This window comes from Streptomyces sp. JL2001 (assembly GCF_050917515.1).
Classification (GTDB): Bacteria; Actinomycetota; Actinomycetes; order Streptomycetales; family Streptomycetaceae; genus Streptomyces.
In genome coordinates this window covers 1,345,614-1,369,921 of the sequence record NZ_CP169421.1, presented here as the reverse complement: position 1 = coordinate 1,369,921, position 24,308 = coordinate 1,345,614, and the positions used below count along the sequence as shown (strand labels likewise).

Below are 24,308 nucleotides of genomic sequence, written 5' to 3'. Positions count from 1 at the left end.
TACCGGGGCCCGCGAGCGGGGACCATGCCGCCTCCGGACCGGATCCGGCCGCCCCGCCGGCCCCGGTTCGGCGTGCCACGACCCCGGCCCGGCCCGCCCCCGGGCCGTGTCCCCGGATGATCTCGGGCGGCGGATCATCAGGCCGTCTTCCGGACAGCCCTTAGGATTCATCTCCTGATGACTGCCACTCTCGTCGCCAAGGACCTCGCCGCCGGCCACGGCGAACGCTCCCTCTTCGCCGGCCTCGACCTCGTCGTCGCCCCCGGCGACGTCATCGGCCTCGTCGGTGTCAACGGCGCCGGCAAGTCGACGCTGCTGCGGCTGCTCGCCGGGCTCGACACCCCAGAGGACGGTGAGCTGAAGCTCTCCCCGCCCACCGCCACCGTCGGCCACCTCCCGCAGGAGCCCGAGCGGCGCACCGGCGAGACCGTCCGGGAGTTCCTCGCGCGCCGGACCGGTGTCGCCGCAGCCCAGATCGCGATGGACGAGGCCACCCAGGGCCTGGTCGACGGTACGCCGGGCGCCGACGACGCGTACGCCGTCAGCCTGGAGCGCTGGCTCGACCTCGGCGGCGCCGACCTCGACGAGCGCGCGGAGGAGGTCGCCGGCTCCCTCGGGCTGACCGTCGGCCTCGACCAGTCGATGACCTCCCTCTCCGGCGGCCAGGCCGCCCGGGCCGGACTCGCCTCCCTGCTGCTCTCCCGCTACGACGTCTTCCTGCTCGACGAGCCCACCAACGACCTCGACCTCGACGGCCTGGAGCGGCTCGAGTCCTTCGTGCGGGGCCTGCGCGCCGGGACGGTCGTCATCAGCCACGACCGCGAGTTCCTCGCCCGCACCGTCACCAAGGTCCTCGAGCTCGACCTCGCCCAGCAGCAGATCACGCTCTACGGCGGCGGCTACGAGGCGTACCTGGAGGAGCGCGACACCGCCCGCCGGCACGCCCGCGAGGACTTCGAGGAGTACGCCGACAAGCGGGCCGCCCTCGAAGGCCGCGCCCTGATGCAGCGCAACTGGATGGACAAGGGCGTCCGCAACGCCCGCCGCAAGGCGACCGACAACGACAAGATCGGCCGGAAGCTGCGCGGCGAGGCCAGTGAGAAGCAGGCCGCCAAGGCGCGCCAGACCCAGCGGATGATCGAGCGCCTCGACGTCGTGGAGGAGCCCCGCAAGGAGTGGGAGCTGCGGATGGAGATCGCCGCCGCCCCGCGCTCCGGGTCCGTCGTGGCGACCCTGCGCGAGGCGGAGGTGCGGCGCGGCGACTTCCGCTTCGGGCCGGCCACGCTGCAGATCGACTGGGCCGACCGGGTCGCCATCACCGGCGCCAACGGCGCCGGGAAGTCCACCCTGCTCGCCGCCCTCCTCGGCCGCCTCCCGCTCGACTCCGGGGACGCCGTCCTCGGCTCGGGGGTCGTCGTCGGCGAGGTCGACCAGGCGCGCAGGCTCTTCCACGGCTCGGAGTCGCTGCTCGACGCCTTCTGCGCGGCCGTCCCCGAGACCGAGCCCGCGGACGTCCGCACGCTGCTGGCCAAGTTCGGTCTGAAGGCCGACCACGTGCTGCGCCCCGCGACCACGCTCTCCCCGGGCGAGCGGACCCGCGCCGCCCTCGCGCTCCTCCAGGGCCGGGGCGTCAACCTGCTGGTCCTCGACGAGCCGACCAACCACCTGGACCTGGTGGCCATCGAACAGCTGGAGCAGGCCCTCGACGGCTACCCCGGCACCCTGCTCCTGGTCACCCACGACCGCCGGATGCTGGACGCCGTGCACATCGACCGGCGTATCGAGGTGGCCGGCGGCAAGGTGACCGAGCTCTGATGGACGCCTCCTTCGGATGGGGGCCGACCGAGGCCCGCGTCCTCGGCTCGTCCGCCGCCTGCCCGGTCGTCGTGGACGTGCTGTCCTTCACGGCCGCGGTCGGTGTCGCCGTGGAGGCCGGCACCGCCGTGTACCCGTACCGGTGGCGGGACGGGACGGCGCGCGCGTACACCGAACAGCGCAACGCCGCGGCGGCCGTGGGACGCTCCGTCGCCGCCTCGCTGCGCAACCGGAAGGCCGTCGCCCGCCGGCCGGCCCGGCAGGGCTACGGGACCGCCTCCCGCCCCCTGGCCGTCGCCGCCGCGGGCGAGCGTCGGCCCGACGGCTCGCTGCGTCCGGCGCCGGAGGACCTGCCGGGCGCCGGAGCGGTCCTGTCGGCCCTGTGCGCCGAGGGCGGCGCCGCCGTGCTCACCCCTGAGGCACGGGCGGCGGCGCTGTGGGAGGCGACCGAGGACCCGGCCGCGGTGGTGCACCACCGCGGCTCGGGGCGTGAACTGTACGAGTACGGCTACCCGCAGGATGTGGCGGTGGCCAACGAGGTCGACACCTCGCACACCGTCCCCGTCCTGACGGACGGCGCATTCCAGGAGGCAGCAGCATGACCGACCTACTGACCCGGCTGACCGAGATGCTGGACGACCTGGACGCGGACGTCGACGCGACGATCGACCTGGCCGACGAGATCGCCGCGTCCGGGGACGCCGCCCTGCTGCCCCGGCTCCAGTCCGAACTGGACCGCGCCCTCGCCGAGCAGAACGCCTACGCCCGTGAGCTCATCGGCGGCGTCCTCGCCGCGATCGGCGGCCCGGAGGCCCTCCCCGCGCTGCTGCGGGCCTCGGCCGTCGACCTCGGCGACGACCAGGACGCCCTCGCGACGGAGATCGTCGAGCTGGTCCAGTCCGACCCGCACCGCTCCCGCGCCGTCCTCCAGCCCCTGACCGAGGACGACGACCTGACGGTCGCGAACCGCGCCGAGTGGGCGCTGCGCTTCCTGCCGAACGCCTGAGGGGCGCCGCCCCGCGTCGACGGGACGCACGGAGCGGGCCCGGCCTTCCGGCCGGGCCCGCTCCGTGTCCGTCTCGGCGTCAGCGACCGCGCCGCTTGCCGCCGCCGTCGTTCAGCAGACCCGCCTTCCGCAGGGCGTCCGCCATCGCGCTGTTCGCCGGCGCCGGTGCCTGACCCGCGCGGCCACCCTGACCGCCCTGACCGCCCTGACGGCCCTGGCCACCCTGGCCGCCCTGACGGCCACCGCCACCGCCGCCCCCGCGGCGCTGCTGCGGCGGACGGCCGCCCCGTTCGCCGCGGTCGCGCTTCGGGGCACCCGCGTCCGTGTCCGCCGCCGCCTCGTCCTCCAGCCGCAGCGTCAGCGAGATCCGCTTCCGCGGGATGTCGACGTCCAGGACCTTGACCTTCACCACGTCACCGGGCTTGACCACGTCGCGCGGGTCCTTCACGAACGTCTTCGACATCGCCGAGACGTGCACCAGGCCGTCCTGGTGGACGCCGATGTCCACGAAGGCGCCGAACGCCGCCACGTTCGTGACGACGCCCTCCAGGACCATCCCCGAGGCGAGATCGCCGATCTTCTCGACGCCGTCCTTGAAGGTCGCCGTCCGGAACGCCGGCCGCGGGTCGCGGCCCGGCTTCTCCAGCTCGCGCAGGATGTCCGTGACCGTCGGCAGACCGAAGGTCTCGTCGACGAAGTCGTCCGCCCGCAGTGACCGCAGCACGCCGGTGTTGCCGATCAGCGCGGCGACCTCCCCGCCCGTCGACTTCACCATGCGGCGCACCACCGGGTACGCCTCCGGGTGGACCGACGAGGCGTCCAGCGGGTCCTCGCCGCCCCGGATCCGCAGGAAGCCCGCGCACTGCTCGTACGCCTTCGGGCCGAGCCGGGCGACGTCCTTGAGCGCCCGGCGGGAGCGGAACGGGCCGTTGGCGTCCCGGTGCGACACGATGTTCTCGGCGAGGCCGGCGCTGATGCCCGAGACCCGCGAGAGCAGCGGCGCGGACGCCGTGTTGACGTCGACGCCGACGCCGTTCACGCAGTCCTCGACCACCGCGTCCAGCGAGCGGGAGAGCTTCACCTCGGACAGGTCGTGCTGGTACTGCCCGACACCGATCGACTTCGGGTCGATCTTCACCAGCTCGGCCAGCGGGTCCTGCAGCCGTCGCGCGATCGAGACCGCCCCGCGCAACGACACGTCCATGTCCGGCAGTTCCTGCGAGGCGAAGGCGGACGCCGAGTACACCGACGCGCCCGCCTCCGACACCATCACCTTGGTGAGGTTCAACTCCGGGTGCTTGGCGATGAGTTCGCCCGCCAGCTTGTCGGTCTCGCGGGAGGCCGTGCCGTTGCCGATGGCGACCAGTTCGACCGCGTGCTCCTTCGCCAGCCGCGCCAGCTTGGCCAGCGCCTCGTCCCAGCGGTTGGCCGGGACGTGCGGGTGGATGACGTCGGTGGCCACGACCTTGCCGGTGGCGTCCACGACCGCGACCTTCACGCCCGTACGGAAGCCGGGGTCGAGCCCCAGCGTGGACCGCGTCCCGGCCGGGGCCGCGAGCAGCAGGTCCCGCAGGTTGGCCGCGAAGACCCGTACCGCCTCGTCCTCGGCCGCCGTGCGCAGACGCAGCCGCAGGTCGATGCCGAGGTGGACCAGGATCCGGGTCCGCCAGGCCCAGCGAACCGTGTCGAGCAGCCACTTGTCGCCCGCCCGCCCGCGGTCGGCCACGCCGAAGCGGCGCGCGACCATTCCCTCGTACGAGGAGGGCCCGGGCACCTCGGAGGGCTCCTCGGGCTCCAGCTCCAGACTGAGCACGTCCTCCTTCTCGCCCCGCAGCATCGCCAGGATCCGGTGCGAGGGCAGCGCGGTGAACGGCTCGGTGAAGTCGAAGTAGTCGGCGAACTTCGCTCCCGCCTCCTCCTTGCCCTCCCGCACCTTGGCCGCCAGCCGGCCCCGGCCCCACATCCGCTCGCGCAGCTCACCGATCAGGTCGGCGTCCTCCGAGAACCGCTCGGTGAGGATGGCGCGCGCGCCGTCCAGGGCCGCCTGCGGGTCGGCCACGCCCTTGTCGGCGTCGACGAAGGCCGCCGCCGCGGCGGCCGGCTCCACCGACGGATCGGCGAGCAGCCCCTCCGCCAGCGGCTCCAGACCGGCCTCGCGGGCGATCTGCGCCTTGGTGCGGCGCTTCGGCTTGAAGGGCAGGTAGATGTCCTCCAGCCGCGCCTTGGTGTCGGCTGCCCGGAGGCGGGCCTCCACCTCGGCCGTCAGCTTGCCCTGCTCCCGCACGGAGTCGAGGATGGCGGTCCGCCGGTCCTCCAGCTCCCGCAGGTAGCGCAGCCGCTCCTCGAGCGTGCGCAGCTGCGCGTCGTCGAGCATCTCGGTCGCTTCCTTGCGGTAGCGCGCGATGAACGGCACGGTCGAGCCGCCGTCGAGCAGCTCGACGGCCGCCCTCACCTGTCGCTCGCGTACGCCGAGCTCCTCGGCGATCCTGCTTTCGATGGACGTCGTCACGGTGTCCCGACTCGCCTTCTCGTGCCTCAAAGCTTGCGTCTGCATTCTGCCGGGTCCGCCGCCGGAATGCCGCACACACCCCACCCCGCGCGGCGGCCGCCCGGGACCGCGGGCGGGCGGTCCCGCCCGGGTACCCCCGCGCGCGGGTGTCACGCCGATCGTGCCGGGCGTCCGGGCCGATCGACGGGAAGGCCCCTACCCGTTCAGGTCCGCCGGGAAGGCCCCGGCGAGGAAGGCCGCGTTGCGGAACTCCTTGCCGAGGGTCGTCAGGCGCTCGACGCCGGCCGCGCCGAGGTGCTCGTACGGCGCCGCGTCCAGGCGGTCGGTGTGCTCCTCCACCGCGTCCCGCAGCGCGGAGCCCTCGGCCGTCAGCCCGCCGTCCGCGTCGAGGTGGCCGCGCTCCCGCAGCCGGACGACCGCGGCGTCCCAGTCGGCGCGCCGCCAGCCGCGGCTGCCCAGGACCCAGCGGGGGCTCATGCCCATGCCCGTGGCGGTGTGGCTGACCAGCGCCTCCAGCGGGTCGAGCCCGGCGCTCAGCAGCGCCACCAGGTGGCCGTCCCCGCGGTGCTCGCGCAGCAGCGTGGCGGCGTGCCAGTACTTCAGGTGGGGCTCCTCGGGCACGGCCAGGTCGGCGTGGGCGGAGTAGAGCGGCCGGCCGTGCCGCGTGCACGCCTCGGTGGCGCGCAGGGCGAGCTCGGCGGCCTCGGCCATCTCGGCCGAGGCGATCGCCTCCTCGCCCAGCAGCCGGCGCAGCGTACTGTCGACGGCCCGCAGCCGGGCCGCGATCACCGCCTCCGGCGAGGCGATGTCCCAGACGGCCGGCAGGTGCCGTGCCAGCAGCTCGACGTTGTAGTTGTAGAAGGTCGCGGCGACGGTGCCGGCGCCGACGGCGCCCAGCGCGGCGCTGCGCGAGGCGAGCCGCATGGCCGACACGTCCTCGAAGCCGAGCGCCTTGAACTCGGTGTCGAGGTCCGGCGAGAAGTACACCGTCGAGTGCAGCGGGTTGATGACGTGGTGGCAGCGGCGTCCCGCGCGGGGCGGCAGAGTGGTCATGGCCGCACGTTACCGACTGGTTGGTATGACTGGAACCCCCGGGGTCCGCGAGCGGCTTCCCGCCCGGTCCGGCCGCGTCGCCCCCGCGGGGCGGGAGCCGGCCTCCGCATGGCAGGAAAGGTGGGTTCTTCGTCATTGCGGCCTTCTCCCGCCGCGCGAAGGATGGAACCCATGACGAAGCGACCCGTGCTCGTCGTCCTCTTCGACGACGTGCAGAGCCTGGATGTCACCGGACCGGTGGAGGTGTTCGCCGGCGCCGGCCGCGCCGGTCGGGGCGCCTATCCGATTCGCACCGCCTCGCTCGACGGCGGCCCCGTCCGCACCCAGAGCGGCCTGCGGCTCCTCCCGGACGGCACGCTCGCCGAGGCCGTCGCCGCGGGCCCGCCGCACACCCTCCTCGTCCCCGGCGGCGAGGGCACGCGGCGGCCCGACCCGCGCCTCGTCGACTGGCTGCGGGAGAACGCCCCGCGTGCCGAGCGGCTCGTCTCGGTGTGCACGGGGGCGCTGCTGCTCGCCGAGGCCGGGCTGCTCGACGGCCACCGGGCGACCACCCACTGGGTGGCCTGCGACCACCTCGCGCGCTGCTACCCCGAGGTCGACGTGGACCCGGACCCCATCTTCGTCCGGGACGGCCGGCTGGCCACCTCGGCGGGCGTCACCGCGGGCATCGACCTCGCGCTGGCCCTGGTGGAGGAGGACCTCGGGCGGGACACCGCGCTCACCGTCGCCCGCCATCTGGTCGTCTTCCTGCGCCGCCCGGGCAACCAGGCGCAGTTCAGCGCCCAGCTCGCCGCCCAGACCGCCCGCCGCGAACCCCTGCGCGACCTCCAGCAGTGGATCACCGAGCACCCCGACGCCGACCTCTCGGTCGAGGCGCTGGCCGCCCGGGCCCGGCTCTCACCGCGCCATTTCGCCCGCGCGTTCCAGGCCGAGACGGGCACGACGCCCGGCAGGTACGTCGACCGGGTCCGGATCGAGCACGCGCGCAGACTCCTGGAGGAGACCGCCGACGGCGTGCAGGAGGTCGCCCGGGCGGCCGGCTACGGCACGCCCGAGGCGATGCGCCGCGCCTTCGTCAAGACCCTGGAGAGCACACCGGCGGAGTACCGCCGCCGGTTCCACGCGCCCGTGGGCACCGCCCGCTGACCCGCACCGCCCTGAACCCCGAAGTCCTGAACCCCGAAGTCCCGAGACCCGAAGTCCCGAGCCCGAAAGGCAGCACCATGCAGATCGCCGTCCTGCTCTACGACCGGTTCACGTCCCTCGACGCCGTCGGCCCCTACGAACTCCTCGCCCGGCTCCCCGGGTCCGAGACCGTCTTCGTCGCCAAGGAGGCCGGTCCGGTCCGCAACGACCAGGGGACGCTCGCCCTGCACGCCGACCGGGCCCTGGCCGACGTCCCCCGACCGGACATCCTGCTGGTGCCCGGCGGGCCGGGCTCGCGCGAGGCGATGCACGACCCGGAGATCCTCGCCTGGCTCCGTACCGCCGACGCCACCAGCACCTGGACCACCTCGGTCTGCACGGGCTCGCTGATCCTGGGTGGCGCGGGCCTGCTGACCGGACGCCGGGCGACCGCGCACTGGCTCGCGCTCGACGAGCTCGTGCCCCTCGGCGCCGAGCCCACCGGCGAGCGGGTCGTCTTCGACGGCAAGTACGTCACCGCCGCCGGCGTCTCCTCCGGCATCGACATGGCCCTCCACCTGCTCGGCCGGATCGCGGGCGACGCGACGGCGCAGACGGTCCAGCTGCTGACCGAGTACGACCCGCAGCCGCCGTACGACGCCGGCTCGCCCGACAAGGCCCCGGCCGAGATCGTCGCCTTGTGGCGAGGCCAGGCCGAGAAGGTCCTCGTCCAGGCCGACTGACCCGCCGCCGCGGGGGCCCGCGCCGGCCCCCGCCCGCCGGGATGCGGACGACGGGACGCGGCTATCTGCCCCGTACGAACGACGCGATGCCGTCGAGGACGCGCGGGAGCCCGAACTCGAAGGCGTGCTCGGCGTCCTGCACACCCCGGAAGTGCCCGGCCGCGAGCGGATGCGTCAGACGCCGTAGGTGAAACGGGGCGCGCGGCGTTCCAGGAAGGCGGCGATCCCCTCGGCGGTGTCGCCGCTGCCGCGCGCCTGCTCCGTCCAGTGCGCGTCCCGGTCCGTGCGGCCGTTCGCGAACTCCTTCGCCGCCGCCTGGGTCAGCAGCGAGCGCGAGACCAGGACGCGGGCGAACTCGGCCACCCGCTTGTCCAGTTCGCCCGTCGGCAGGACCTCGTCGACCAGGCCGGTCCGCAGGGCCCGCTCCGTGTCGATCAGCTCGCCGGAGAACAGCAGGTGCTTCGCGGCGGACGGTCCCACGAGCGCGGCCAGGCGCCGGGTGGACGAGGCGGGGTAGACGATGCCGAGCTTCGCGGGGGTGACGCCGAACTGCGCGCCCTCCTCGGCGAAGCGCAGGTCGCAGGCCGCGGCGAGCTGGCTTCCGCCGCCCACGCAGTAGCCGCGGACCGCGGCGAGCGTCGGCTTGGGGAAGGCGGCCAGCGCCTCCTCGGCCCGGACCGCGAGCGTCTGCTGCTCGTCGCCCGGCTCCCGGAGCGTCGAGATGTCCGCGCCGGCGCAGAAGGTGCCGCCCTCGCCGGTCAGGACCAGTGCGCGGACGGCGCGGTCGGCGGCGAGCGGGGCGAGCAGCCCGGGCAGCGCCCGCCACATCGCCGCCGTCATCGCGTTCCGCTTCGCGGGGTTCGAGATGACGACGGTGGCGACCCCGTCGATGACGCTCTGCTTCAACTGCGGCTCCATGCGCCGGATGCTATCCGGGCACCCCGTACGTACGATCAGGAAGGGGGCGCGACGAGGAGGAGCGCATGGTCCAGGAACCGTACGGCCCCGACCACGATCCCGTGCGCGAGGGGAAGAAGCTGAGCCGCAGCCTCGGCCGGCTCACCTTCCTCGGCGTCCTGCTCGTCATCGGTGGGATCGTCGGCCTGGTCTACACGGGGCTGGCCACCCTCACCTCGATGCTGCTGTTCGGCTGGCTGCTGCTCATCGGCGGTGTCGTGGGCCTGCTGCACGCCATCGAGTCGCGCGGCACCAGCTACTTCTGGCTCGCCGTCGTGGTGGCGGCGCTGAACATCGCGGCCGGTGTGGTGGTCATCCGCCACCCGGAGGGGGCCGCCGAGGCGTTGACCATGTTCGCCGCGCTCCTCTTCCTGACCGGCGGGGTCTTCCGGCTGGTGGGCAGCGTGGTGGTGCGCGGGCCGCAGTTCGGCTGGACCCTCCTGCAGGGAGCCTTCGGCCTGCTGCTCGGGCTGCTCGTCCTCTTCGACTGGCCCGACAGCAGCCGCTACGTCCTCGGGGTGTTCTTCTCGCTGGCGCTGCTCTTCGACGGACTGGGCCTGATCGCCATCGGGGTCGGGGGCCGGCGGATCGTCGATATGGTCGTCCCGGTGACCCCCGCTGGAGAGACCCCTCCGAAGGCGTCAGAAGAACATCAGGAGCAGTCAAAAAACTGACTTTGGCATACTCACTCGATCAGAAGATGGTCGATAAGTGTCGACTTCTGGTCAGTACGCCGGTCCGGACCCCTATGTTCCCAAGACTCGACCTCGTGGCGACAATCGAGCACGAGGGTGGGAGTCGGACGACGGGGAGCCGCGGAAGCGTTCCCGCCCGGCCTCCGTCCTACGAAGGTGTCTGGCGCTTCACCGCTCCCGCGGTCGACGTCTCCGTTCCGCAGGCCCGGCACGCGGTGCGCGACCTGCTGGTCCGTCAGGGCGTACCCATCGACGAGGATACCGCGCAGGGCCTGCTCCTGATCATCTCGGAGCTGGTCACCAACGCCGTCAAGCACGCGGCGCTGCTCTCCCCGGAGGTCGCGGTGGAGGTGGCGATCGGCGCGGAGTGGATCCGGGTGTCCGTCGAGGACAACCACCCCTACCGGCCCAAGGCGCTGGAGGCGGACTGGGGTCAGACGGGCGGCCGCGGCCTGCTCCTGGTGCGGGAGATCGCGCTGGAGGCGGGCGGGGCCTGCGACGTGGAGCACACCGCGAGCGGCGGCAAGATCATCTGGGCCGCGCTGCCCCTGCCCGCGCCGCCGGCCGGCTCCGCGCCGGCGCCGGAGATACTGCCGCTCGCCGGTACGGTCCCGGTGCACGGGGCCGTACCGGCACCCGGACCGGGACCCGTTCCCGGAAACGTTCCGCCTGGCTTCACCAGCCCCCGGCCGGACCCGTCAGCTCCTTGACGGCCGGACGCGCCGCGTCCAGCACCGTCATGAACCAGGCGGAGAACGGCGCGGACGCGTGGCGCTCGGCCAGCTCCTCGGCGGTCACGAAGGCGGTCTCCCCGATCTCCTCCGGGTCCGGCCGCGGCTCGGCCTGCACCAGCCCGACGAAGAGGTGGTTGTACTCCTGCTCCACCAGGCCCGAGGCCGGGTCCGGGTGGTTGTAGCGGACGGTGCCCGCCTCGGCGAGCAGCGAGGGCGAGACGCCCAGCTCCTCGAAGGTGCGCCGGGCGGCGGCCGCGAACGGCGCCTCACCCGGGTACGGGTGTCCGCAGCAGGTGTTCGACCAGACGCCGGGGGAGTGGTACTTGCCCAGCGCCCGGCGCTGGAGCAGCAGCCGGCCGGACTCGTCGAAGAGGAAGACGGAGAAGGCCCGGTGCAGCTGCCCCGGTGCCTGGTGCGCGGCGAGCTTCTCCGCCGTGCCGATGGTGTTGCCGTCCTCGTCGACCAGCTCCAGCATGATCGACGCCTGGGCGCCGCCCACGGGCGCTGCGTTCGACGAGACTCCGTTCGGCGAGCTCTTCGCCGCGGTCGCTGGTGTGGTCGGCATACCCATCCTTCGCTTCGGTCCTCGGCCCGGTGGGGCGCCTTCAGTCTGCCGTACAAAAGCGGCTTGTCCGTACTTCGGCGGCCGGACACCACCGCTCCCACCACACCGGAGTACACCCGGTGCGGCGGGAGCGGGAGGTGTGTCACACGCCGAATGCCGCCGGATAGTGGATCGTCCCCGCGGGTACGGCGCCGGACGAGCCGAGCGCGAGCGCCATCATGGCCGCATCGGGCACCTCGAAACCTGGCCTGATCCCGTACTCGGACGCCCGTACGAAGCCGAACCGGGGGTAGTACTCCGGATGGCCGAGCACCAGGACGAGCCGCTCGCCCCGCAGCCGCGCCGCGTCGAGCACCGCCCGGACGACGGCCTGACCGGCACCCCCGCGCTGGTACGCGGGCGCCACGGCCACCGGCGCCAGCGCCGCCACCGGGGTGTCCCCGACCCGGCACCGGGTGATCAGGGCATGGGCCGCGACCGTGCCGTCCGGCGCCTCCGCGACGTACGACAGGCCCGGCAGCCAGGCCTCGCCGTCGGCGCGCAGGGCGTCGACCAGCGCGGCCTCCTCCGCGGTCGCGAAGGCGGCCGCGTTGATCTCCCGTACGGCGGGCACGTCGGCCGCCGTCTCCTCCCGCGTCCGCCACCGGGTGTCGGCGGGCCGCAGGACGTAGCCGGTGTAGCCGTACTCGCCTCCGTGGTCGCGGCGCACCGCGAGCTCCGCGCGGGTCGCGGCGAGCGCCTCGGCCATCCCCGGCGCGGCCGGGTCGGCGGCGTCGGCCCGCTCGGCGAGCGGCCCGTAGTACTCCGCCCAGTCGCCCTCGGGCTGCGGGACGACCCCGAGGACGTGGTACCCGGCCGCCACCGATGCCGCGGTGTTCGCCGCGGTGGTACGGAGCCGGTAGTGCCGCTCCCAGAAGGCGCGGGCCTCCGCGCTCGGCTCCTCGACGGTCCACTCGCACTCGGTGAGCACGAGCGAGCCGCCGGGCGCGAGCAGCCGTCGCCAGGAGGCGAGGGCGGTGTCGAAGCCGACGACGTAGGCCGAGCTCTCGGCCCAGATCAGGTCGAAGGACCCGTCGGGGAAGGAGAGCGCGCCCATGTCGGCGTGGAGCGTGCGGACGCGGTCGCCGAGCCCGCGGGCGCCGGCGGCTGCCGTCAGTTCGTCGAGGAACGGCTGGTGGAGGTCGACGGCCGTCACCTCGGCCCCGGCCTCGGCGGCCAGGAGCAGTGCGGAGCGGCCGGGGCCGCAGCCCAGATCGAGCACGCGCGGACGCGCGGGGAGCGGGCCGGCGAGCGCGAGCAGGCGGCGGGTGGTGGTGTCGGAGCCCGGACCCTGCCGCGGGAGACCGTGGTGCAGGGCGAAGAAGGCGTCGTGGAGCGCGTTGTCGGACAACGTGGGAACCCTTGTGTGTGAGGGCCCCGGCCGACGTGCTGACGACCGGTTCGGAGAACCGGGATCAGGTCAGCCGGAGACCCGGAGGCTGAAGCCGGACCGGGTGCTGCCGCACGGGGCAGCCTCCATCGCGACGGTCATCAACCTCAGCTCCTCTCCACCTCACGTTCGTGCGAGGAGATTAACAGAGCCCCTGCGGCGGGAACGGGGCGTTCACAGGCACAGCTTCGCCTCGTGGGCCGCGTGGCCGGCCGGCTCCAGCTGGAAGGTGCAGTGGTCCACGTCGAAGTGCGAGCCGAGGCATCCCTGCAGGTCGTGCAGCATCTTCTCGTGCCCGACCGCGTCCAGGGCGGCCTGGTCCACCACCACGTGGGCGGAGAGCACCGGCATCCCGGAGGTGATCGTCCAGGCGTGCAGGTCGTGCACGTCCTCGACGCCCGGGAGCGCCAGGATGTGCGCCCGGACCTCCGCCATGTCGACGCCCTTGGGGGCCGACTCCAGCAGCACGTCCAGCGTCTCGCGCAGCAGCTTCACCGTCCGCGGCACGATCATGAGGCCGATGACGATCGACGCGATCGGGTCCGCGTACGACCACCCCGTGGCCAGGATGATGCCCGCCGAGACCAGCACCGTCACCGAGCCGAGCGCGTCCGCGAGCACCTCCAGATACGCGCCGCGCACGTTGAGGCTGTCCTTCTGGCCCCGCACCAGCAGGGAGAGCGAGATCATGTTGGCGACCAGGCCGATGAGGGCGAAGGCGATCGTGAGACCGCCCCGGGTCTCCACCGGCTCGAGGAACCGCTGGATCGCCTCGTACAGCACGTAGCCGCCGACGACCAGCAGCAGCAGACAGTTGGCGAGCGCGGCGAGGATCTCGGCCCGGGCGAAACCGAAGGTGCGGTTCCCCGACGGCGGCCGGTTGGCGAAGTGGATGGCGAGCAGCGCCAGCGCCAGCCCGACCGCGTCGGTGGCCATGTGGGCCGCGTCGGCGATCAGTGCCAGCGAGTCGGCCAGCACGCCGCCGACGATCTCGACCACCATCACGGAGAGCGTGATGCCGAGCGCGATGCGCAGCCGCCCCTTGTGGGCCGCGGCGGCCGTGCCGGTCGGCGGCGGTCCTCCGTGGTGATGCCCGTGGTCGTGTCCAGCCCCCATGACAAGGCCTCCCGGTCGTGTCGTCTCCGTGCCCCGACTGGCAAGTGAACTACGGGGGAGGGGTATCCGCAACACGGCATTGAACACCGTTGTCATATGCCCTGACCTGCGGTGATGCCCGCAGGTCAGGGATCCGCCGAGATCGTTCCGGCGGCCCCCGCGCCGGTCCGCTCGCGAGCGCCGCGGGCGCGGTTTGTGAGCCGGGGCGCCGATCGCCCATGATGATCTCCGTGCGGAGAGGCGCACCCGCGCACGGGCGCGGGGGCACCGGGGGAGTCCTCCCCGCAAAGCCTCGGTGAACTCGCGCTTTCGTTCATCCGATAGCCTCAGCCGACGTGCCGCCGCCCCGTGCCGGGCCGGATCGCCGTGCCCGAGGCCGTGCCCCCGGGCCCCGAGGGCCCGCCCGTCAGCTCCAAGGAGTGAGTTCGTCCTGTCGACCGCCATCCTCACCGGTCCGCCGGTACCCGGATCGTCGCTCGACGGCGATCTGAGGTCGCTCGGCTTCGACGTCAGGGTCGCCTCCGGTCCCCACGAGACGGGCCCGCTGCTCGCCGCCGTACCGGCCGGCGAGCGGGTCGCCGTCGTCGACCCCCGGTTCGTCGGACACCTCCACGCGCTGCGGCTGGCCCTCACCGACCCCCGCTTCCCCGCCGCCGCCGCGCCCGGCGCCCTCACCGCGCAGAGCGAGGCCCGCCCGGCGCTGGCCCGTGCCCTGACCGGCGCCCCCGTCGGGGTGCGAGGCACGGACGGCACCACCGCGGACGGCGCCGGCACCGAGGGCACCACCACCGCACCGGCGGCCGAGAACCTGCCCGACGCCCTGGCCGACGCCCTCGACGCCGAAGGCGTCGCCGTGCACCGGCCGCAGCTCGGCACCCTCGTCGCCGCCGTACCGGCCGACGCCGAGGCCGCCCACGCGGCCCGCGCCGCCGTCGCGGCCGTCGACGACGAGGCCGTCCGCCTGCGCTCCGCCGTGAAGGCCCACGACGGCTTCTTCACCACCTTCTGCATCAGCCCCTACTCCCGCTACATCGCCCGCTGGTGCGCGCGCCGCGGGCTCACCCCGAACCAGGTGACCACCGCCTCGCTGCTCACCGCGCTCGTCGCGGCCGGCTGCGCCGCGACCGGTGAGCGCGCCGGCTACGTCGCCGCGGGCGTCCTGCTCCTCGTCTCCTTCGTCCTGGACTGCACCGACGGGCAGCTGGCCCGCTACTCCCTGCAGTACTCGACGATGGGGGCCTGGCTCGACGCCACCTTCGACCGCGCCAAGGAGTACGCCTTCTACGCGGGGCTCGCCCTCGGCGCCGCCCGGGACGGGGACGACGTCTGGGCCCTCGCGCTCGGTTCGATGGTCCTGATGACCTGCCGGCACGTCGTCGACTTCTCGTTCAACGAGGCCAACCACGACGCGACGGCCAACACCAGCCCCACCGCGGCCCTCTCCAGCCGGCTCGACGGCGTCGGCTGGACCGTCTGGCTCCGCCGGATGATCATCCTGCCGATCGGCGAGCGCTGGGCGATGATCGCGGTCCTCACCGCGCTCACCACCCCGCGGATCGTGTTCTACGCGCTCCTCGCCGGCTGCGCCTTCGGCGCCCTCTACACCACCGCGGGACGCGTGCTGCGGTCCCTGACCCGCAAGGCGAAGCGGACCGACCGGGCCGCCCGCGCGCTCGCCGACCTCGCCGACTCCGGCCCGCTCGCCGAGCTCCTGGCCCGGCTGCTGCGCGGCCGGACCGGGGCCGTCGGACCGCTCTACGTCGCCGTGCTGGGCGCCGTGCTCATGATCGCCGGCGCGGTCTTCGTCCCCTTCGGTGACGCGCGCCTCATCGCCGTCGCGGCGATCTACGTCGTGACCGCCGGCCTGGCCGTCGCCCGCCCGCTCAAGGGCGCCCTCGACTGGCTCGTCCCCCCGGTCTTCCGGGCCGCGGAGTACACCACCGTCCTCGTCCTCGCCGTCAAGGCGGACGCCGACGGGGCGCTTCCCGCCGCATTCGGGCTGGTCGCGGCCGTCGCCTACCATCACTACGACACGGTGTACCGCATCCGCGGCGGCACCGGCGCGCCGCCCGCCTGGCTGGTGCGCACCATCGGCGGTCACGAGGGCCGCACGCTCGTGGTGACCGTCCTCGCCGCCCTGCTGGCGAGCCGTGGCAACGACTTCACCCTGGCGCTCACCGCCCTCGCGGTCGCCGTCGCGCTCGTGGTGCTCGTGGAATCCATCCGCTTCTGGGTGTCCTCCGGAGCACCTGCCGTACATGACGAAGGAGAAACAGCATGATTGGCCTTGTTCTGGCAGCCGGTGCCGGACGGCGTCTGCGCCCCTACACCGACACGCTCCCGAAGGCCCTCGTGCCTGTCGACGGTGACACCACCGTCCTCGACCTGACTCTGAAGAACTTCGCCGAGGTCGGCCTCACCGACGTCGCCATCGTCGTCGGCTACCGCAAGGAGGCCGTCTACGCCCGCAAGGAGGCCCTGGAGGCCGCCTACGGCGTCAGCATCACGCTGATCGACAACGACAAGGCCGAGGAGTGGAACAACGCCTACTCCCTGTGGTGCGCCCGTGAGGTCCTGAAGAAGGGCGTCATCCTCGCCAACGGCGACACCGTGCACCCGGTCTCCGTCGAGAAGACCCTCCTCGCCGCCCGCGGCGACGGCCAGAAGATCATCCTCGCCCTCGACACGGTGAAGAACCTCGCCGACGAGGAGATGAAGGTCATCACCGCCGAGGGCAAGGGCGTGCAGAAGATCACCAAGCTGATGGACCCGGCCACCGCGACCGGCGAGTACATCGGTGTCACCCTCATCGAGCCCGAGGCCGCCGAAGAGCTCGCCGACGCCCTGAAGGCCACCTTCGAGCGCGACCCCGACCTCTACTACGAGGACGGCTACCAGGAGCTCGTGAACCGCGGCTTCACCGTCGACGTGGCGCCCATCGGCGACGTCAAGTGGGTCGAGATCGACAACCACGACGACCTGGCGAAGGGCCGTGACATCGCGTGCCAGTACTGACCCGGCTCATTCCGTCGCCGGTCGTCGTCGACATCCGCCGGGGAGCGCTGGACGACCTGTCCGCGCTCCTGGCGGACCAGCGGATCTCCAGCAACGGCCGGATCGCCGTCGCGATCAGCGGCGGCTCCGGCCTGAAGCTGCGTGACCGGTTCGCCCCGGAGCTCCCCGGCGCGGACTGGTACCCGGTCGAGGGCGGCACCATCGACGCGGCCGTGAAGCTCGCCGACGCCATGCGCGGCAAGCGGTACGACGCCGTGGTGGCCCTCGGCGGCGGCAAGATCATCGATGTCTCCAAGTACGCGGCCGCCCGGGTCGGGCTGCCGCTGGTCGCCATCGCCACGAACCTGTCGCACGACGGCATCTGCTCGCCGGTCTCCACCCTGGACAACGACAACGGGCGCGGCTCCTACGGAGTGCCCACCCCGATCGCGCTGGTCATCGACCTCGACGTGATCAGGGACGCCCCGGCGCGCTTCGTGCGCTCCGGCATCGGGGACGCGGTCTCCAACCTCTCCGCCATCGCGGACTGGGAGCTCTCCCACCGCGAGACGGGCGAGCCGGTCGACGGCCTGGCCGCGGCCATGGCACGCAGCGCCGGCGAGGCCGTGCTCCGCCACCCCGGCGGCGTGGGCGACGACGACTTCCTCGTCACCCTCTCCGAGGGCCTGGTCATGTCCGGCATCGCCATGTCGATCAGCGGTGACACGCGCCCCTCCTCGGGTGCCTGCCACGAGATCAGCCACGCCTTCGACCTGCTCTTCCCGCAGCGGGCGGCCAGCCACGGCGAGCAGTGCGGCCTGGGCGCGGCCTTCGCGATGCACCTGCGCGGTGCCGTGGACGGCTCGCTGCGGATCGTCGAGACGCTGCGCCGGCACGGGCTCCCGGTCCTGCCGGAGGAGATGGGCTTCAGCGTGGACGAGTTCGTCCGGGCGGTGTCCTTCGCCCCGCAGACCCGGCCGGGCCGCTTCACCATCCTCGAACACCTCGACCTGTCCGACGACCAGATCAGGGACGCGTACGCCGACTATGCAAAAGCCATCGGTAGCTGAGCTCCGCCCGGTCGTTCACCCTCCCGGTGTGAAGGACCGGCGGAGCGGTGAGCACTGGGCCGGCCGCCTCTACATGCGCGAGATCTCGCTGCGCATCGACCGCCACCTGGTGAACACCCGGGTCACGCCCAACCAGCTGACCTACCTGATGACCCTCTTCGGCGTCCTCGCCGCCCCGGCACTGCTCGTGCCGGGCATCTGGGGCGCCGTGCTCGGCGTGCTGATGGTCCAGCTGTACCTGCTGCTCGACTGCGTCGACGGCGAGATCGCCCGCTGGAAGCAGCAGTTCTCGCTCGGCGGCGTGTACCTGGACCGGGTCGGCGCCTACCTGTGCGACGCCGCGGTCCTGGTCGGCTTCGGCCTCCGCGCCTCCGACCTGTGGGGCACGGGACGGATCGACTGGCTCTGGGCCTTCCTCGGCACCCTGGCCGCACTCGGCGCCATCCTGATCAAGGCCGAGACGGACCTGGTCGGCGTGGCCCGGCACCAGGGCGGTCTGCCGCCGGTCAAGGAGGCGGCGTCCGAGCCGCGCTCGTCCGGCATGGCGCTGGCCCGCAGGGCCGCCGCCGCGCTGAAGTTCCACCGCCTGGTGCTCGGCGTCGAGGCGTCCCTGCTGATCCTGGTCCTGGCGGTCGTGGACCAGATGCGCGGCGACCTGTTCTTCACGCGGCTCGGAGTCGCCGTGCTGGCGGGCATCGCGCTGCTCCAGACCGTGCTGCATCTCGTGTCGATCCTGGCGTCGAGCCGGCTGAAGTGAGGACCCGCGTGAGTACGCCGATGAAGCTGGGCGCCGTGATCATCACCATGGGCAACCGGCCCGACGACCTGCGCGCGCTCCTCGACTCGGTCGCCAAGCAGGACGGCGACCCGATCGAGACCGTGGTGGTCGGCAACGGCGCCCCCGTCACCGGCGTGCCGGACGGGGTCCACACCATCGACCTGCCCGAGAACCTCGGCATCCCCGGCGGCCGCAACGTCGGCATCGAGGCCTTCGGCCCCGGTGGCCCGTGCGGCCCCGTGGACGCTCTGCTCTTCCTGGACGACGACGGTCTGCTGGCCCACGCCGACACCGGGGAGCTGGTCCGCCAGGCGTTCACCGCCGACCCGCGGCTCGGCATCATCAGCTTCCGGATCGCGGACCCGGAGACCGGTCTGACCCAGCGCCGCCACGTGCCGCGGCTGCGTGCCGCCGACCCGATGCGCTCCTCGCGCGTGACCACCTTCCTCGGCGGCGCCAACGCCGTCCGCAGCAAGGTGTTCACCGAGGTCGGCGGGCTGCCGGACGCGTTCTTCTACGCCCATGAGGAGACGGATCTCGCCTGGCGGGCCCTCGACGCCGACTGGATGATCGACTACCGTTCCGACATGGTGCTGCTCCACCCCACCACTCCGCCGTCCCGGCACGCGACCTACCACTACAACGTGGCTCGCAATCGAGTGTGGCTGGCTCGCCGCAATCTGCCCGCACCCCTGGTGCCGGTCTATCTCGGCGTCTGGCTGCTCCTCACGCTGGCACGGCGGCCCTCCGTTCCCGCCCTCAAGGCATGGTTCGGCGGCTTCCGGGAGGGCTGGACCGCTCCCTGCGGACCGCGCCGTCCCATGAAGTGGCGTACGGTGTGGCGGCTGACCCGACTGGGACGCCCGCCCGTCGTCTGACGGCGTGCCCCCGACTTGCCGCGCATCTTGAATACGAAAGTTTCGACTTGTGAGTGACACAACCCACGACGGCGCGGTCGCGACGAGCGCCCCGCCGTCCGCTGACGACGGCCTGACCCCGGCCGCGCTGGCCGCGAAGTACGGCCTGGCTGTCAGCGGTGCCCGCCCGGGGCTCCTGGAGTACATCCGCCAGCTGTGGGGGCGGCGCCACTTCATCCTGGCCTTCTCCCAGGCGAAGCTCACCGCGCAGTACAGCCAGGCCAAGCTCGGGCAGCTGTGGCAGGTCGTGACCCCGCTCCTCAACGCGCTGGTCTACTTCCTGATCTTCGGACTGATCCTCAACGCCGACCGGGGCATGTCGCGGGAGGTGTACATCCCGTTCCTGGTCACCGGCGTCTTCGTGTTCACCTTCACCCAGAGCTCGGTGATGGCGGGCGTCCGGGCGATCGCCGGCAACATCGGTCTGGTGCGGGCGCTGCACTTCCCCCGGGCCTCGCTGCCGATCTCCTTCGCGCTCCAGCAGCTCCAGCAGCTGCTGTTCTCGATGGTCGTGCTGATCGCGATCGCGGTCGCCTTCGGCAGCTACCCCTCGCTCAGCTGGCTGCTCATGCTGCCCGCGCTGGCGCTGCAGTTCGTCTTCAACGTGGGACTCGCCCTGATCATGGCGCGGCTGGGCAGCAAGACCCCGGACCTCGCCCAGCTGATGCCGTTCATCATGCGCACCTGGATGTACGGCTCGGGCGTGATGTTCTCCATCCCGGTGATGCTCGCGGACAAGCCGGCCTGGATCGCCGATGTCCTCATGTACAACCCGGCGGCCATCTACATGGACCTGATCCGGTTCGCCCTGATCGACGGCTACGACTCCGCGAACCTGCCGCCGCACGTCTGGATCGCGGCGCTCGCCTGGGCCGCGCTCGTCGGGCTCGCCGGCTTCGTCTACTTCTGGAAGGCCGAAGAGAGGTACGGCCGTGGCTGACAACGGCACCGGGGAACGCATCCCCACGGTCATCGCGGACGACGTCCACATCGTCTACCGGGTCAACGGCGGAGGCGGCGGCAAGGGCAGCGCCACGGCCGCACTGAGCCGGATCCTCGGCCGCGGCAAGGGAGGCGGCCAGACCGCCTCGCGCGGAGTCCGCAATGTCCACGCCGTGCGCGGGGTCTCCTTCACGGCCTACCGCGGCGAGGCCATCGGCCTCATCGGCACCAACGGTTCGGGCAAGTCGACGCTGCTGCGTGCGATCGCCGGCTTGCTCCCCACCGAGCACGGCAAGGTCTACACCGACGGCCAGCCCTCGCTCCTCGGCGTCAACGCGGCGCTGATGAACGACCTGACCGGCGAGCGCAACGTGATACTCGGCGGCCTCGCCATGGGCATGAGCCGGGAGGAGATCCGCAAGCGCTACCAGCAGATCGTCGACTTCTCCGGCATCAACGAGAAGGGCGACTTCATCAGCCTGCCGATGAGGACGTACTCCTCCGGCATGGGCGCCCGGCTCCGCTTCGCCATCGCCGCCGCCAAGAACCACGACGTCCTCATGATCGACGAGGCGCTCGCGACCGGTGACCGCGCCTTCCAGATCCGCTCCGAGGAGCGCATCCGCGAGCTCCGCAAGGAGGCCGGCACGGTCTTCCTGGTCAGTCACAGCAACAAGTCCATCAGGGACACCTGCGACCGCGTGCTCTGGCTGGAGAAGGGCGAGCTGCTGATGGACGGTCCGACCGAAGAGGTCCTGCGGGCCTACGAGCGCGAGACCGGGAAGTAGCCGGCCCGGGCCCCGCCCGCGAACCGGTCCCGTACCACGTCGAGCACCCCCCGTCGGCCCTGCCGGCGGGGGGTGTCCGCTTCCGGGCGCGTCGCGCCCCCGCCCGGAATGTTCATGCGGTCAACATCGGGCAGGATGAGCCCATGGCAGCGATCTCGGGGGGAAAGTCCTACCACCACGGCGACCTGCGCAACGCGCTGATCTGCGCCGCCGTCGACCTCGCCCGCGAAGGCGGCCCCGAACGGGTCGTGCTGCGGGAGGCCGCCCGTCGCGTCTGCGTCTCGCCCACCGCCGCCTACCGGCACTTCGACGGCCAGGGCGAGCTGCTCGGAGCCGTCAAGGCCCACGCCCAGCGGGAGCTCGCCGAGGCGATGGAGCGGGCCGCCGACGGCGCCCCGGGTGCCGACGACCCCGCCACGGCGGCCGAGCTGCGGCTCGCCGCCCTCGGCCGCGCCTACGTCGGTTTCGCCCTGGACCACTCCGGCCTCTTCCGGGCGGCGTTCTGCACTCCCCGGCCCGCCTGCGGCGAGGAGTGGAACCCGGGCGGGCGGGCGCCCCGGCCGGAACCGGAGATCCGCGCGTTCACCCTGCTCACGGACGCGCTCGCGGCCTTGGCCCGGGCCCGCCGCGTACTGCCCGCGTGCCGGACCGCGGCCGAGGCCGCCGCGTGCTCGGCCGTGCACGGACTGTCACTCCTCCTGCTCGAAGGGCCGCTGCGGCGGCTTCCCGCACAGCGCCGGGAGGACGTCGTCGAGAGCACCCTCGCCATGGTCGTCTCCGGCGCGCGGGTCGGCCGCGCCGCGCGGGACGCCCGCGCCAAGGTCACGGATGCGTGAACTCCCGTGCCCTGCGGGAAGGTTGGCGCGACGGGTGATGTTTTCGCAATGAGCCCAGCACCCCGACGCGGCACTGGGCGTTGTACAACGTAAGCTGTACCGGTGCTGATTCGTGGCAAGTGGGGCGATACTCCCTAGGCATCCCGGCCGTCAGGCGGCGATCCCTCCGGGGAGGCCCGGTGGCGTGTCCGAAATAGGATGGATTGGATCGGCAGTGTAGAACAGGAGATGTGACGGCCATGACGCGAAATCTCCAGCTCCACGAGGGTGTCGCCGTCCCCGCGTCGGGCAGCGCCCGGTGACGCGAGTCCGGCAGGCGCGCCCCGATGCCACCCCGCGCACCACGCTCGACAAGGCCGCGGACGAGAACTTCCCCGTGGCCCCCTTCTTCCTGCCGCGCGCCTGGCGCGACGACCTCATGGCGGCCTACGGCTACGCCCGCCTCGTCGACGACATCGGCGACGGCGACCTCGCACCCGGCGGCGCCGACGCCCGCCTGCTCGGCGTCGCGCCCGGGGACGCCGAGGACCGCGGCGTGATGCTGGACGCCCTCGAGACCGACCTGCGCCGTGTCTTCGACTCCACGCCCCGTCACCCGCTGCTGCGGGCCCTCCAGCCGACCGTGCGCCGCCGCGGCCTCACCCCCGAGCCGTTCCTCGGCCTGCTCGCCGCGAACCGCCAGGACCAGCTGGTGCGCCGCTACGAGACCTACGACGACCTCCTCGCCTACTGCGAGCTCTCCGCGAACCCCGTCGGCCGGATCGTCCTGGGCGTCACCGGCACCGCCACCCCCGAGCGGATCCGTCGCTCCGACGCGATCTGCACCGCCCTGCAGATCGTCGAGCACCTCCAGGACGTAGCCGAGGACCTCGGCCGGGACCGGATCTACCTGCCCGCCGAGGACCTGAAGCGCTTCCACGTCACCGAGGACGACCTCGCCCGGCCCACCGCCGGCGCGTCGGTGCGTTCCCTGATCGCCTTCGAGGCCGCACGCGCCCGCGCGCTGCTGGCGGACGGCACGCCGCTGGTGGGCAGCGTCCACGGCAGGCTGCGTCTGCTGCTCGCCGGGTTCGCGGCAGGCGGGCACGCCGCGCTCGACGCGATCGCCGCCGCCGGGTTCGACGTGCTGGCGCGTGCTCCCAAGCCCACCAAACCGAGTCTGATGCGCCGAGCCGGAACGGTCCTGCTCGCGGCGCGGAGAGAGGGGTGAGCCGGACCGTGGAGGGACAGACGCAGGTGTCGGCGCCGGTACAGGCCGCGTACAGCTACTGCGAGGCCGTCACCGGACAGCAGGCCCGCAACTTCGCCTACGGGATCCGACTGCTGCCGGTCGAGAAGCGGCAGGCCATGTCGGCGCTGTACGCGTTCTCCCGGCGGGTCGACGACATCGGCGACGGGGGCCTCGCGCCCGAGGTCAAGCAGGACCGCCTCGAAGGGACCCGCGCCCTGCTGGAGCGGATCCGCAAGGGCGACGTCGACGAGGACGACACCGACCCCGTGGCGGTGGCCCTCGCCGACGCCTCGCGACGCTTCCCGATCCCGCTCGACGGACTCGACGAACTGATCGACGGCGTCCTCATGGACGTGCGCGGCGAGACCTACGAGACCTGGGACGACCTGAAGGTCTACTGCCGGTGCGTCGCCGGTGCCATCGGCCGGCTCTCGCTCGGCGTGTTCGGCACCCAGCCGGGCGCGCAGGGCGTGGAGCGGGCCGCCGAGTACGCCGACACCCTGGGCCTGGCGCTCCAGCTCACCAACATCCTGCGGGACGTACGGGAGGACGCCGGCAACGGCCGCACCTACCTGCCCGCCGACGATCTCGCCAAGTTCGGCTGCGGCGAGGGCTTCCGCAGCGACACCCCGCCCGCCGGCGCCGACTTCGCCGGCCTCGTCCACTTCGAAGTCCGCCGCGCACGGGCCCTGTTCGCCGAGGGGTACCGGCTCCTGCCCATGCTCGACCGGCGCAGCGGCGCCTGCGTCGCCGCCATGGCCGGCATCTACCGGCGGCTGCTCGACCGGATCGAGCGCGACCCCGAGGCCGTCCTGCGCGGACGGGTCTCGCTGCCCGGCCACGAGAAGGCGTACGTCGCCGTCCGCGGCCTGTCCGGTCTCGACACCCGTCACGTCTCCCGGCGCACCGTCAGGAGGCGTGCCTGATGCGCCCGCACACGCACGGCGACCACGCAACCCCGGAGCGCTCGGGTGCGTCCATGACTGCGACGGCCCGAGGGGAGGC

At 73.0% G+C, this 24,308-nt stretch carries 22 protein-coding genes and 1 pseudogene; 17 read left to right on the top strand and 6 right to left on the bottom strand.

Annotated features, from left to right (window positions below; translation table 11 throughout):
* Window positions 1-177: 177 nt before the first annotated feature.
* Genes ACE1OA_RS05975 through ACE1OA_RS05965 form a run of 3 tightly spaced genes read left to right on the top strand, consistent with a single transcriptional unit; the run spans window position 178 to window position 2,821 of the window.
* Window positions 178-1,815 carry an ABC-F family ATP-binding cassette domain-containing protein gene (locus ACE1OA_RS05975; protein ID WP_356600389.1) on the top strand — a complete coding sequence of 546 codons (1,638 nt, stop codon included), beginning with the start codon at window positions 178-180 and terminating at the stop codon, window positions 1,813-1,815.
* Window positions 1,815-2,417, top strand: a complete 603-nt coding sequence (locus tag ACE1OA_RS05970; RefSeq protein WP_432752418.1) for a 2-phosphosulfolactate phosphatase — start codon at window positions 1,815-1,817, stop codon at window positions 2,415-2,417. Before ACE1OA_RS05975 ends, ACE1OA_RS05970 begins: the two co-directional genes overlap by 1 nt.
* Complete coding sequence (locus ACE1OA_RS05965; protein WP_386546169.1) at window positions 2,414-2,821, top strand: hypothetical protein; 408 nt, start codon at window positions 2,414-2,416, stop codon at window positions 2,819-2,821. Before ACE1OA_RS05970 ends, ACE1OA_RS05965 begins: the two co-directional genes overlap by 4 nt.
* 79 nt (window positions 2,822-2,900) lie before the next feature.
* Here ACE1OA_RS05965 and ACE1OA_RS05960 read toward each other — a convergent pair whose 3' ends face one another.
* Window positions 2,901-5,330 (bottom strand): Tex family protein, encoded by a 2,430-nt coding sequence (locus tag ACE1OA_RS05960; RefSeq protein ID WP_432752417.1) that lies wholly within the window; start codon window positions 5,328-5,330, stop codon window positions 2,901-2,903.
* A gap of 195 nt (window positions 5,331-5,525) precedes the next feature.
* The gene (locus tag ACE1OA_RS05955) at window positions 5,526-6,383 is read right to left on the bottom strand and encodes an SCO6745 family protein (protein ID WP_386544681.1); all 858 of its coding nucleotides are present in this window, start codon (window positions 6,381-6,383) and stop codon (window positions 5,526-5,528) included.
* A gap of 171 nt (window positions 6,384-6,554) precedes the next feature.
* Between ACE1OA_RS05955 and ACE1OA_RS05950 the strand changes: the two genes are divergently transcribed.
* Both ACE1OA_RS05950 and ACE1OA_RS05945 read left to right on the top strand, forming a co-directional pair.
* Window positions 6,555-7,529 (top strand): GlxA family transcriptional regulator, encoded by a 975-nt coding sequence (locus tag ACE1OA_RS05950; RefSeq protein ID WP_356600379.1) that lies wholly within the window; start codon window positions 6,555-6,557, stop codon window positions 7,527-7,529.
* A gap of 77 nt (window positions 7,530-7,606) precedes the next feature.
* The gene (locus ACE1OA_RS05945) at window positions 7,607-8,251 is read left to right on the top strand and encodes a DJ-1/PfpI family protein (protein ID WP_356600377.1); all 645 of its coding nucleotides are present in this window, start codon (window positions 7,607-7,609) and stop codon (window positions 8,249-8,251) included.
* 174 nt (window positions 8,252-8,425) lie between these two features.
* On the opposite strand, the gene ACE1OA_RS05940 is transcribed toward ACE1OA_RS05945, so the two are convergent.
* Window positions 8,426-9,169, bottom strand: coding sequence for an enoyl-CoA hydratase/isomerase family protein (locus tag ACE1OA_RS05940; RefSeq protein ID WP_386544676.1), 744 nt, complete (start codon window positions 9,167-9,169; stop codon window positions 8,426-8,428).
* A gap of 65 nt (window positions 9,170-9,234) precedes the next feature.
* Between ACE1OA_RS05940 and ACE1OA_RS05935 the strand changes: the two genes are divergently transcribed.
* The gene (locus ACE1OA_RS05935; protein ID WP_384866350.1) at window positions 9,235-9,882 is read left to right on the top strand and encodes an HdeD family acid-resistance protein; all 648 of its coding nucleotides are present in this window, start codon (window positions 9,235-9,237) and stop codon (window positions 9,880-9,882) included.
* 95 nt (window positions 9,883-9,977) lie between these two features.
* Window positions 9,978-10,466: pseudogene (locus ACE1OA_RS05930) on the top strand (ATP-binding protein); the annotation flags it as partial.
* Between the two features lie 112 nt (window positions 10,467-10,578).
* Here the strand turns inward: ACE1OA_RS05930 and idi are convergent.
* The 3 genes from idi to ACE1OA_RS05915 form a co-directional block, all read right to left on the bottom strand.
* Entirely contained in the window at window positions 10,579-11,202 is a 624-nt protein-coding gene (gene idi, locus ACE1OA_RS05925) for an isopentenyl-diphosphate Delta-isomerase (protein ID WP_356600371.1), read from the bottom strand.
* A gap of 142 nt (window positions 11,203-11,344) precedes the next feature.
* Window positions 11,345-12,592, bottom strand: a complete 1,248-nt coding sequence (locus tag ACE1OA_RS05920) for a GNAT family N-acetyltransferase (RefSeq protein WP_432752416.1) — start codon at window positions 12,590-12,592, stop codon at window positions 11,345-11,347.
* Window positions 12,593-12,805: 213 nt separating this feature from the next.
* Complete coding sequence (locus ACE1OA_RS05915; protein ID WP_356600367.1) at window positions 12,806-13,747, bottom strand: cation diffusion facilitator family transporter; 942 nt, start codon at window positions 13,745-13,747, stop codon at window positions 12,806-12,808.
* Window positions 13,748-14,177: 430 nt separating this feature from the next.
* Here ACE1OA_RS05915 and ACE1OA_RS05910 point away from each other — a divergent pair, with 430 nt between their 5' ends.
* From ACE1OA_RS05910 to hpnD, 10 genes are all read left to right on the top strand, one after another.
* A complete protein-coding gene (locus tag ACE1OA_RS05910) occupies window positions 14,178-16,028 on the top strand; it encodes a DUF5941 domain-containing protein (RefSeq protein ID WP_356600693.1) in 1,851 nt (616 codons plus the stop codon).
* Window positions 16,025-16,762: a sugar phosphate nucleotidyltransferase gene (locus ACE1OA_RS05905; protein WP_147976525.1), complete on the top strand. Its 738-nt coding sequence runs from the start codon at window positions 16,025-16,027 to the stop codon at window positions 16,760-16,762. The genes ACE1OA_RS05910 and ACE1OA_RS05905 overlap by 4 nt, the downstream gene beginning before the upstream one ends.
* Window positions 16,750-17,811 (top strand): iron-containing alcohol dehydrogenase family protein, encoded by a 1,062-nt coding sequence (locus ACE1OA_RS05900; protein WP_356776732.1) that lies wholly within the window; start codon window positions 16,750-16,752, stop codon window positions 17,809-17,811. Before ACE1OA_RS05905 ends, ACE1OA_RS05900 begins: the two co-directional genes overlap by 13 nt.
* The gene (locus tag ACE1OA_RS05895) at window positions 17,789-18,568 is read left to right on the top strand and encodes a CDP-alcohol phosphatidyltransferase family protein (protein ID WP_356600363.1); all 780 of its coding nucleotides are present in this window, start codon (window positions 17,789-17,791) and stop codon (window positions 18,566-18,568) included. Before ACE1OA_RS05900 ends, ACE1OA_RS05895 begins: the two co-directional genes overlap by 23 nt.
* A 20-nt stretch (window positions 18,569-18,588) precedes the next feature.
* Window positions 18,589-19,467 carry a glycosyltransferase family 2 protein gene (locus ACE1OA_RS05890; protein WP_384866588.1) on the top strand — a complete coding sequence of 293 codons (879 nt, stop codon included), beginning with the start codon at window positions 18,589-18,591 and terminating at the stop codon, window positions 19,465-19,467.
* Window positions 19,468-19,516: 49 nt separating this feature from the next.
* Complete coding sequence (locus tag ACE1OA_RS05885) at window positions 19,517-20,446, top strand: ABC transporter permease (RefSeq protein ID WP_356600359.1); 930 nt, start codon at window positions 19,517-19,519, stop codon at window positions 20,444-20,446.
* Window positions 20,439-21,236 (top strand): ABC transporter ATP-binding protein, encoded by a 798-nt coding sequence (locus ACE1OA_RS05880; protein ID WP_432752415.1) that lies wholly within the window; start codon window positions 20,439-20,441, stop codon window positions 21,234-21,236. The genes ACE1OA_RS05885 and ACE1OA_RS05880 overlap by 8 nt, the downstream gene beginning before the upstream one ends.
* A 143-nt stretch (window positions 21,237-21,379) precedes the next feature.
* A complete protein-coding gene (locus tag ACE1OA_RS05875) occupies window positions 21,380-22,072 on the top strand; it encodes a TetR/AcrR family transcriptional regulator (protein ID WP_356600355.1) in 693 nt (230 codons plus the stop codon).
* Window positions 22,073-22,370: 298 nt separating this feature from the next.
* Window positions 22,371-23,282, top strand: a complete 912-nt coding sequence (gene hpnC, locus ACE1OA_RS05870) for a squalene synthase HpnC (protein ID WP_384866356.1) — start codon at window positions 22,371-22,373, stop codon at window positions 23,280-23,282.
* Window positions 23,279-24,229 (top strand): presqualene diphosphate synthase HpnD, encoded by a 951-nt coding sequence (gene hpnD, locus ACE1OA_RS05865; RefSeq protein ID WP_356600351.1) that lies wholly within the window; start codon window positions 23,279-23,281, stop codon window positions 24,227-24,229. Before hpnC ends, hpnD begins: the two co-directional genes overlap by 4 nt.
* The last annotated feature ends 79 nt before the right edge of the window (window positions 24,230-24,308 follow it).

Excerpts from the sequence above, each read along its gene's own strand:
- ACE1OA_RS05905 (WP_147976525.1), top strand. The coding sequence starts at position 16,025 with ATGATTGGCCTTGTTCTGGCAGCCGGTGCCGGACGGCGTCTGCGCCCC.
- ACE1OA_RS05890 (WP_384866588.1), top strand. The coding sequence starts at position 18,589 with ATGAAGCTGGGCGCCGTGATCATCACCATGGGCAACCGGCCCGACGAC.
- ACE1OA_RS05935 (WP_384866350.1), top strand. The coding sequence starts at position 9,235 with ATGGTCCAGGAACCGTACGGCCCCGACCACGATCCCGTGCGCGAGGGG.
- ACE1OA_RS05970 (WP_432752418.1), top strand. The coding sequence starts at position 1,815 with ATGGACGCCTCCTTCGGATGGGGGCCGACCGAGGCCCGCGTCCTCGGC.
- ACE1OA_RS05875 (WP_356600355.1), top strand. The coding sequence starts at position 21,380 with ATGGCAGCGATCTCGGGGGGAAAGTCCTACCACCACGGCGACCTGCGC.
- ACE1OA_RS05940 (WP_386544676.1), bottom strand. The coding sequence starts at position 9,169 with ATGGAGCCGCAGTTGAAGCAGAGCGTCATCGACGGGGTCGCCACCGTC.
- ACE1OA_RS05945 (WP_356600377.1), top strand. The coding sequence starts at position 7,607 with ATGCAGATCGCCGTCCTGCTCTACGACCGGTTCACGTCCCTCGACGCC.
- ACE1OA_RS05955 (WP_386544681.1), bottom strand. The coding sequence starts at position 6,383 with ATGACCACTCTGCCGCCCCGCGCGGGACGCCGCTGCCACCACGTCATC.
- ACE1OA_RS05975 (WP_356600389.1), top strand. The coding sequence starts at position 178 with ATGACTGCCACTCTCGTCGCCAAGGACCTCGCCGCCGGCCACGGCGAA.
- idi (WP_356600371.1), bottom strand. The coding sequence starts at position 11,202 with ATGCCGACCACACCAGCGACCGCGGCGAAGAGCTCGCCGAACGGAGTC.
- ACE1OA_RS05965 (WP_386546169.1), top strand. The coding sequence starts at position 2,414 with ATGACCGACCTACTGACCCGGCTGACCGAGATGCTGGACGACCTGGAC.
- ACE1OA_RS05895 (WP_356600363.1), top strand. The coding sequence starts at position 17,789 with ATGCAAAAGCCATCGGTAGCTGAGCTCCGCCCGGTCGTTCACCCTCCC.
- ACE1OA_RS05950 (WP_356600379.1), top strand. The coding sequence starts at position 6,555 with ATGACGAAGCGACCCGTGCTCGTCGTCCTCTTCGACGACGTGCAGAGC.
- ACE1OA_RS05915 (WP_356600367.1), bottom strand. The coding sequence starts at position 13,747 with ATGGGGGCTGGACACGACCACGGGCATCACCACGGAGGACCGCCGCCG.